General features: G+C 62.9%; 7 protein-coding genes. All 7 read right to left on the reverse strand.

All coding sequences use genetic code 11. The features are described 5' to 3' along the window. Window positions 1-153 precede the first annotated feature (153 nt). A complete protein-coding gene (locus CYR32_RS20890) occupies window positions 154-1,092 on the reverse strand; it encodes an ABC transporter ATP-binding protein (RefSeq protein WP_101827005.1) in 939 nt (312 codons plus the stop codon). Then, the gene (locus CYR32_RS20895; RefSeq protein ID WP_101827006.1) at window positions 1,089-2,264 is read right to left on the reverse strand and encodes an ABC transporter permease; all 1,176 of its coding nucleotides are present in this window, start codon (window positions 2,262-2,264) and stop codon (window positions 1,089-1,091) included. Before CYR32_RS20895 ends, CYR32_RS20890 begins: the two co-directional genes overlap by 4 nt. Further along, window positions 2,264-3,187, reverse strand: a complete 924-nt coding sequence (gene osmF, locus CYR32_RS20900) for a glycine betaine ABC transporter substrate-binding protein OsmF (protein ID WP_101827007.1) — start codon at window positions 3,185-3,187, stop codon at window positions 2,264-2,266. Before osmF ends, CYR32_RS20895 begins: the two co-directional genes overlap by 1 nt. 197 nt (window positions 3,188-3,384) lie before the next feature. Then, window positions 3,385-4,392: a zinc-binding alcohol dehydrogenase family protein gene (locus tag CYR32_RS20905; RefSeq protein ID WP_101827008.1), complete on the reverse strand. Its 1,008-nt coding sequence runs from the start codon at window positions 4,390-4,392 to the stop codon at window positions 3,385-3,387. 147 nt (window positions 4,393-4,539) lie between these two features. Next, entirely contained in the window at window positions 4,540-5,781 is a 1,242-nt protein-coding gene (locus CYR32_RS20910) for a hypothetical protein (RefSeq protein ID WP_101827009.1), read from the reverse strand. A gap of 276 nt (window positions 5,782-6,057) precedes the next feature. Continuing rightward, window positions 6,058-7,167 (reverse strand): suppressor of fused domain protein, encoded by a 1,110-nt coding sequence (locus tag CYR32_RS20915; protein ID WP_101827010.1) that lies wholly within the window; start codon window positions 7,165-7,167, stop codon window positions 6,058-6,060. 116 nt (window positions 7,168-7,283) lie between these two features. Next, window positions 7,284-8,189, reverse strand: a complete 906-nt coding sequence (locus CYR32_RS20920; protein ID WP_101827011.1) for a LysR family transcriptional regulator — start codon at window positions 8,187-8,189, stop codon at window positions 7,284-7,286. Window positions 8,190-8,553 lie beyond the last annotated feature (364 nt).

The raw sequence follows: 8,553 nt of genomic DNA on the forward strand, positions 1-8,553 counted from the left end.
GACGGGAACCCCTGTTGCAAATAGAGCGGCCGTTGCAGCGTGGGAAACAGCCAATGGAACAGCCCGCCCAGCCCGCCCATGCCGAAGGTAAACGCCGCCAGCAGCAGCAGCACCCAGAGCAGCGGGGAACGCAGCCGCCGCCAGCCGCGCCGTTCAGTGCCCATCGCCGCCCTCCTCCACAAGATCGTCAAGATGCAGCACGCCCAGCGGCCGCCCCTGCTCGTCCTCCACCGGCAAACAGCGGGTGCCGCGCGCCACAAACAGTGACAGCGCGTCCCGCAGCGTCAGGCTGGCGGCCACCGGCTCCCCCTCTGCCTGCCCCGGCCGCACCCGTTGCGCCACCTGCGCCTGCGCCAGCAATTTGATGCCGAGGTCACTGCGGCCGAAGAACTCGCGCACAAAGGGGGTGGCGGGCCGCTGCAACAGCTCGCGCGGCGTGCCCTGCTGCACCACCTTGCCCTGATCCAGCAGCACGATGCGGTCACCCAGCGCCAGCGCCTCGTCGATGTCATGGGTCACCAGCACCACGGTGCGCCCGGAGATCTGGTGGATGCGCGCCACCTCCTGCTGCAACGCGCTGCGGGTGACCGGGTCGAGCGCGCCGAACGGCTCATCCATCAGCAGCACTTCCGGGTCAGCCGCCAGCGCCCGCGCCACCCCGACCCGCTGCTGCTGCCCGCCGGAGAGCTGGTGCGGGTAGCGGCCGCGGAACAGCGCCGGCTCCAGGTGCAGCAGCGCCAGCAGCTCGGTGACGCGGTCGCGGATTTTCGCCTTCGGCCATTTCAGCAGCTGCGGCACGGTGGCGATGTTCTGCTCCACCGTCCAGTGCGGGAACAGCCCAATCGACTGAATGGCATACCCCATGCGCCGCCGCAGATCCTGCGGTTTGAAGGCGTGGATCTCCTCGCCCGCGAACAGGATTTTGCCGTGGTCATGCTCCACCAGCCGGTTAATCATCTTCAGCGTGGTGGACTTGCCGGAGCCGGAGGTGCCGATCAGCACCGTGAATTCGCCGTCGGCGATGGTGAGGGACAGATCATCCACCACCGGTTTCCCGGCGTAGAATTTGCTTACCTGCGAAAACTGGATCATCTGCGGGAGGGTTCCAATAACGAGACAAGAAAGGTAAACAGGCCGTCGATGACCACCGCCATCAACACCACCGGGATCACCCCCAGCAGCACCAGATCCAGCGCGCTGCTCAGCAGCCCCTGGAACATAATGGCCCCGAAGCCGCCTGCGCCGATCAGCGCCGCTACCATCGCCAGCCCCACGGTCTGCACCGCCACCACCCGCACGCCGGCGAGGATCACCGGCAGCGCCAGCGGCAGCTGCACCTGCCGGAACAGCTGGCCGCGCGTCATGCCCATGCCGCGCGCCGACTCCAGCACATTGGCCGGGACAGAGGCCAGCCCCGCCACCACGCTGCGCACCAGCGGCAGCAGCGAATAGAGCACCAGCGCGATGATCGCAGGCGCGGTGCCGATGCCGCGGATGCCAAGCCGCCCGAGCCACGGCCAGGCGGCCGCCAGCCCGGCCAGCGGGGCGAGCAGCAGGCCGAACAGCGCAATCGACGGGATGGTCTGGATGATGTTGAGCAGCGGGAACAGCGGCCCGCGCCAGCGGGCGGAGCGGTAACAGAGCACGCCGAGCGGCAGCCCGATCAGCAGTGACGGCAGCAGGGTGCCGCCCAGCAGGCCGAGGTGCTGCCACAGGGCATCATTGAACACCTCTTCGCGGTTGGCGTACTCCTGCAACAGTGACAGCGCATCCAGCCGCCCGCTGACCAGCAGCGCGGCCACCGGCAGCACCATCTGTGCCGCCAGCAGCAGCCGCAGGCCACGCCGGGCGGTGAGGTGCGTCACCGCATCCGCGCCGATCAGCAGGCAGAGCGCCGCGCCTGCCCAGTAGCCGCCGCCCAGCGACGTGCGCGCGATGCTCTCCTCGCCGCCGGAGAGCGCCTGCGCCGTCAGCCCCGCCTGCTGCGTCAGCAGGAACAGCAGCGCCTCCGCCAGCAGCAGCGCCGCCAGCGAGGGGGTGCGCCGGGGCGGCAGAAAAGCCAGCACCGCCAGCCCGGCCAGCGGCAGCCACCGCAGCGCGCCTGCGCCGTGCAGCAGCGACAGCAGCCCCATCGCCTCGCCCGACACCAGCCGGTTCGGCGCATGGCTGACGAACCCCAGCCCGCCGAGCGCCGCCGCCAGCAGCGCCGTGAGCAGCAGCAGCACCGGGTTCAGGCGGCGCGGTTCAAGGTGCGCACCCGCCATCAGGACTTCACGAAGCCTTTATCTTTCAGGTATTTCTGCGCCACTTTTTTCGCGTCACGCCCGCCTACCGCAATCTGCGCATTGAGTTTTTGCAGCGTCGGCCCATCCAGCGAGGCGAACACCGGCTTCAGCAGCGCCGGGATGTTTTTATGCTGGTTGAGCACCGCTTCGCGGATGATGGGTGCCGGGGCGTAGATCGGCTGCACGCCCTGCGGGTCGCTCAGGGTCTGTAAGCCCAGCGCCGCCACCGGGCCGTCGGTGCCGTAGGCCATCGCAGCGTTGACGCCGGAGGTCTGCTCCGCCGCGGCTTTGATGGTCACGGCGGTATCACCGCCTGCCAGCGACAGCAGCTGATCCTGCTTCAGGGTGAAGTGGTACGCCTGCTGGAAAGCGGGCAGCGCGTCCGGCCGCTCGATAAACTCCGCCGACGCCGCCAGTTTAAAGGCACCGCCGCCGCTGATGTATTTGCCGAGGTCGTCCAGGCTCGCCAGGTGGTTCTGCTGCGCCAGATCCTGGCGCACCGCAATCGTCCAGGTGTTGTTGGCCGGGGCCGGGTCAAGCCAGACGATCTTGTTCTGGTCGTAATCGAGCTGTTTCACCTTCTCATAGCCCGCCTGCGCATCTTTCCACGCCGGGTCGTTCTCCTGCGAGAAGAAGAACGCGCCGTTGCCGGTGTACTCCGGGTAGAGGTCAATTTCACCGGCGGCAATCGCCCCGCGCACCACTTTGGTGTTGCCGAGTTGCAGGCGGTTGGTGGTTTTGATGCCGTTGGCCTCCAGCACCTGGATGATCAGGTTGCCGAGCAGCGAACCTTCGGTATCAATTTTCGAGCCGACGCGCACGGCGTCAGCCGCCTGCGCCAACCCGGACACAGCGACCAGCGCCACCGCCAGCCAGCGCCCGATAAGGGTGGAACGGGACATGGAACTCCTCCTGAGGGTTATCGCGTGCCTCGGGGAGAAACACGCCTGCTGTCAAAAGGATAGCCGCGATTTTCCGGCTGACCAGTCACAGGGGCGTACGGTGCGACAAAACGCCGCTTTTCGGAGAAGTACCGGGGGGAGGAAAATGTGGGGGGAAGAACCGGCAGGCGGGTGCCTGCCGGGGAACTGCGCGGGGATCAGAAGCCTTCCAGCACTGCTTTGCCGCGGGACTTGCCGGACTCCAGCAGCGCATGGGCGCGGCGCAGGTTTTCGGCGTTGATGGTGCCGAAATGCTGGCCGACGGTGGTGCTGAGCACGCCGCTGTCCAGCAGATCCGCCACGCGGTTCAGCAGTTCATGCTGTTTGATCATATCCGGCGTTTCGAACATGGAGCGGGTGAACATCAGCTCCCAGTGCAGCGAGATCGCCTTGCGTTTCAGCGGCATCGCGTCCAGCGCGGCCGGGTCATCAATCAGCCCCAGTTTGCCCTGCGGGGCCAGCACTTCCACCAGCTGCGCGTAGTGGCTGTCGGTGTGGGTCAGGCTGGCGATGTGCGTCACCTGATCGATGCCGAGCGCCTTGAGTTGCGGGGCCAGCGGCTGATGGTGGTCAATCACATGGTGCGCGCCCTGCTGCGTCACCCACGCCTGGGTTTCGCCGCGTGAGGCGGTGCCGATCACCGTCATGCGGGTGAGCTGACGCGCCAGCTGGGTCAGGATCGAGCCGACGCCGCCCGCCGCCCCGACAATCAGCAGCGTCTCGCCTTCGCCGCCCTGTTCCGTGACGCCGAGCCGATCAAACAGCAGCTCCCAGGCAGTGATGGAAGTCAGCGGCAGCGCGGCGCTGTCGGCAAAGCCCAGCGAAGCGGGTTTGCGGCCGACGATGCGCTCATCCACCAGGTGGAATTCGCTGTAGCAGCCGGGGCGGATGATTGACCCGGCGTAGAAGACCTCATCGCCCGGTTTGAACAGCGTCACTTCCGGCCCGACTGACTCGACCACCCCGGCGACGTCCCAGCCCAGCACCCGCGGCCCGTTGGTCTCGCCGCCGGCGCGCACTTTGGTGTCCACCGGGTTCACGGCAATCGCTTTTACCTGCACCCGCAGGTCACGCGCGCCGGGTTGCGGCACCGGCAGGTCGGTATCAAACAGCGCGCGTGGGTCATTGATCGGCAGGCCGGGTTGTTCATAAGCAATGGCTTTCATCTTCAGCTCCTTAGCGATTAGGGTCGCGGCACGCCGCAGCGCGCCTCAGGCCTTAATCATAGCCGCTGCCCCCGGCGGGATATAGCCGTGCCACAGAGCAACAGTTTCATTGCGGGAGTGAAAGTGGAAGGTTTACGTCCTTCTGCATTAATCAGATGCTTGTTTCATAGACCCGGATTCCGATGAGCGCTTGATGGTGCTCTGGATGATCTCCCAGATCTGCCGTAAACGCGCGATATAGAGGTCATCACAGATGAGGTCGATCATCGTGTCCAGCGCGTCGTTAGTGCCCCCGCCCTCCGGCGCGGCCAGTGTTACGGCGGGGTCGCCCAGCAGAATCTGGTAGAGCCGGGTGCGCAGGCCGTGATCCTTGCCGATGCGCTCTAAATCAAAGACAGTGCGGATATTCAGCTCCCGTAGCTGGAGCGTTTTTTTCGAGCCGACGGCGATGATTAACTGGGCCTGCGCCACCCAGTCAATGACCTCATATAATCCATAGGGCGTTTCCACAAACAGCTGGATCGGGTTGGCAGTGGCGAGGTTTTGCACATCCTCAATCTCAAATTCTGCCAGCCGGAATTTCATAAAGGGATCGATACCGATGATCATATCCAGCGGATACTCCTTCATCAGTTTTTCATCATCCTGATTAACCCGCCGGCCGGCCAGTTTGGGGAACCGTGCAATCAGTAAATCAATAAAGGCCAGCGGATAAAGCCCCACCAGCAGCGCCAGCGCAATAATAAGTAAAGCGGTGCCGCCTGAACTGGTTTGAGCCACCGCTGCCGCGCCGCAGAGCGGCAATACCTGGTTGCAGGAGGAAGACGGTGCCGCCTCACTGCTCAGAATGCCGCTGTAATAGAGTGCACCTACGACCACCAGGGGCAATAAAATACGGAAACAAGCGCGGAAAAAGGAGAGCGGTGAGAGATCAAAATTCGCTACCCGGCGCAGCAGATATTGCAGCGTCCACAAATAGGCCCCCAGAAACGTAAACGTAAATACCACCTGAAAAAGATCCGGGTAAATTTTCAGGTTATCCAACGACATATTGTGGATATGGCTCAGGCTGTCGAGTGAGAGAATAAACCCCATTAAGGTAATAAAAATATAGAGCAGAACGGGAAAGAAATAGTAAACCAACATCTTTAAGCCATCACATTGGTTACCGTTCTCCTCCGCGCTGCTGCCGTATTTGTGTTTCATCACTTCAAAAGAGGGAATGGGATGCCCCTTCTGTAAATTAAACATCTTTTCCAGCTCAATTAATAAATCTGAGCGTACCGCGCGGATATTGCAGCGGCCAAGGTATAACCCTACCGGCAAAAGAAAGGCCATTATTAAGGCGATCAGATAGATAACGGAATCGATCTGTTTAAAATAGCCCATCATATTTACCTTTTTAGCGGGCAGGAAAAAGCGCTTAACAGCATTGCTCTGTTAAGCAGACCGTCTAAACACCCTATTTACATTTCTGATCTACACCCGCTTCTTTGCGCCGGATAATACTGAAAATGCATATTAGCCGCGGTTTTGAGAAGGGCGCGGCCTATCATTTCACAGCTCATTGTTTCGCACGGAAATTATTTCATAATCATGAAAATGATAAGCGGAGTAAGGGATGAAAATTTCATAAAAAGAGGGGCATAGCGCCCCTCCGGCAGGTTACAGCACCGGGCCGCGCGGCACGAAAACGTGGCCGACGCCCGCTTCGATCAGTTTCTTCACCAGCTCAAAGCCGCCGTTCGGCTGGCTGTGGGCGAACTCGCGCTCCGGGGTGAAGATCGGGCTGGCCCAGTAGAGGTTGACCTTGTCGCCATAGACCTTGGGCATCGGCACTTTGCTGGCCGGGGAGCAGAGCGCGTCAGAGAGCACAAAGCCCTCGTAGCCCTGCGGTGCCATCGGCGACTCCACGGTGTGCCCCTCGCCCAGCCAGTTGATGGTGGTCCACGGCAGCTGCGCAAACCCGGAAAGCGCGCTCGCCATCTGCACGGCGCTCTGCTCGGTGACGTACTGCGCCTCCACGGCAAACGCCATCTCCATGCGGCGGTAGTCGCCGGCGTCGTCGTTGAACAGGATCTCCACACAGGGCATCGGCCGGATGCTGACGCCCAGGGTCAGAAAGTAATAGACGCCGTCATGCTCATGCTGCGAGATCGCCATCGGCGGCCAGCTTCCCTGGTCGATGGTGTAATACTTCACCGAGGGGCCGAAACGCGCTTCGTAGCGCTCCAGGAACTGCTGCTGAAGCTTCTGCCACGGGTGGTGCTCATGCTGGTGCTGCCAGGTGCGCCAGAAGTGGCGCGTCTCCTCTGCCCGCGCGTACTGCTGGTTGGTGGAGGCGGAGCCGAGCGGGAAGGTGCTGCCGTTTTCTTTCAGGCAGCTGGCGGCGTAGCTCACCTGATGGTCGATGTAGAGGCTCCAGCCCGGCACCACCGCCAGCAGCTGGCCGTGGTACCAGAGCGCCGCGCCGTCATCGCTTTCGTTCCAGATCACCTGAATCCCGTTCGGGTGCAGCGGCGGCTCGCCGTCCAGGCTGCGGCAGTAGGCGGCGGGCATCATCGGGGCCAGCCCCTGTTCGGTGGCGGTCGTGTCCTCCCCCACCGGGGCCGGTTGCAGGTTGCGCACCCAGCAGGCGCGGATGCCGGGGAAGCGTTCGCGCATGTCGCCCTGCGCATAGAGGTAGAAATAGACCACCCGGTCATCCTGTTCGACCACGGCAATAAGTGTCTGTTTATGGTTGCTGACTTCGGCGATCAATTCGGACTGGCGCATGACACCTCAATAAAATCGTATGTTCCTCGCATTAAACGAAGTGTAGAACGCCTTTCCGCCCGTGCGCACGGGCAAAACTCCCAAAAATTGCGGTAACGGCCAGAAAAATGCGCCGGTCACGCAGAGGCACGGCAGTGCTGGCGGAACAGGTTGGCAAGGTGGGCGCTCATCGGCGTCAAGGCTGTCTCTTTGCGCTGGATCAGGTAGAAGGTCGCGCGCGGCAGCGGCAGGTCGAGGTCAAACGCCATCAGCTGCTGGCCGAGGATCGGGTCTTCAATCACATCCCGCGGCAGGATGCTGAGAAAATCACTCTTCGCCAGCAGGCTGGTGCTGGACATAAACGTCTCGCAGGTGACGCTGACTGTCGGCATCACGCCGAGGCTGACGAACAGATCCACCAGCTGTTTGTAGTAGCTGCCGCGCGGCGTCGGCAGCGTCCAGTCACACTGCATCAGTTCCTGCAACGTCCGCGCCCCGGCGCAGGGATGGCCGCAGCGGCCCACCACCCGGTACTCCTTCTCCATCAGCTTTTCATACAGCAGTTCGTTATCAAACGAGGCGTGGTAGTAGGTGTTGATGGTGAAATCGAGCTCGCCCTGCCGCAGCTCCGGGATCATCGACACCAGCTGCCCCTCCAGCACCCGCACTTTGACGTGCGGGTAGGCGCGGTGAAAGCGGGTGATCACCTCCGGCATGATGGTGCGCGCCACGCTGGCCCCGACGCCGATGCTGACCCGGCCGCCGATGTTGCCCAGCCGCTGCTGGATGTCCTCCTGCGCGGCGCGCAGCTCCTCCAGGATCAGGCTGGCGTGGCGGAAGAACGCCTCGCCGCACTCCGTGAGCTGGACGCCCTGCCGGTGGCGGATGAACAGGCGCGCGCCCAGCCCCTCCTCCAGCTCCTTGATCGCCTTGGTCAGCGCCGGTTGGGAGAGGCTGAGCAAACGGGCGGCGGCGCGGATGCTGCCCTGGCGGGTCACTTCCACAAAAGCGCGCAGTTGGTGCAGTTTAATCGGGGAGGCCATGATGCTGATAACCCTTGTTTATCACCAAAAAGATTTTGGCATCTTATCGGCACCGGTCAGCTTGTGTACATTGAAAATATCTCAGACTGAACACGATTCTGATCTACCACACATGACCGCGGGCGCAGACCACCACTGACGCCCCGGCACCCGGCCACCGCGCCGGGACGGCCGCACGCCCTCTTCTGCATAGCGGCCTTTTGTTGTACGGCAACATCTCATACGGGTAAGGCAGTCCCGTCTCCGCGATCGCACCGCTGTGCGTGAACGGCACAAGGCTGCCCCGGGCTTGCTGCCCCAGCAGGCCGGAGACCGGTAAGATGAGGCCGCCCGCCGCCCTCCTCTCTGACCTGTCCCCGCCTGT

The sequence above is a fragment of the Chimaeribacter coloradensis genome (assembly GCF_002858715.1).
Taxonomy (GTDB): Bacteria; Pseudomonadota; Gammaproteobacteria; order Enterobacterales; family Enterobacteriaceae; genus Chimaeribacter; species Chimaeribacter coloradensis.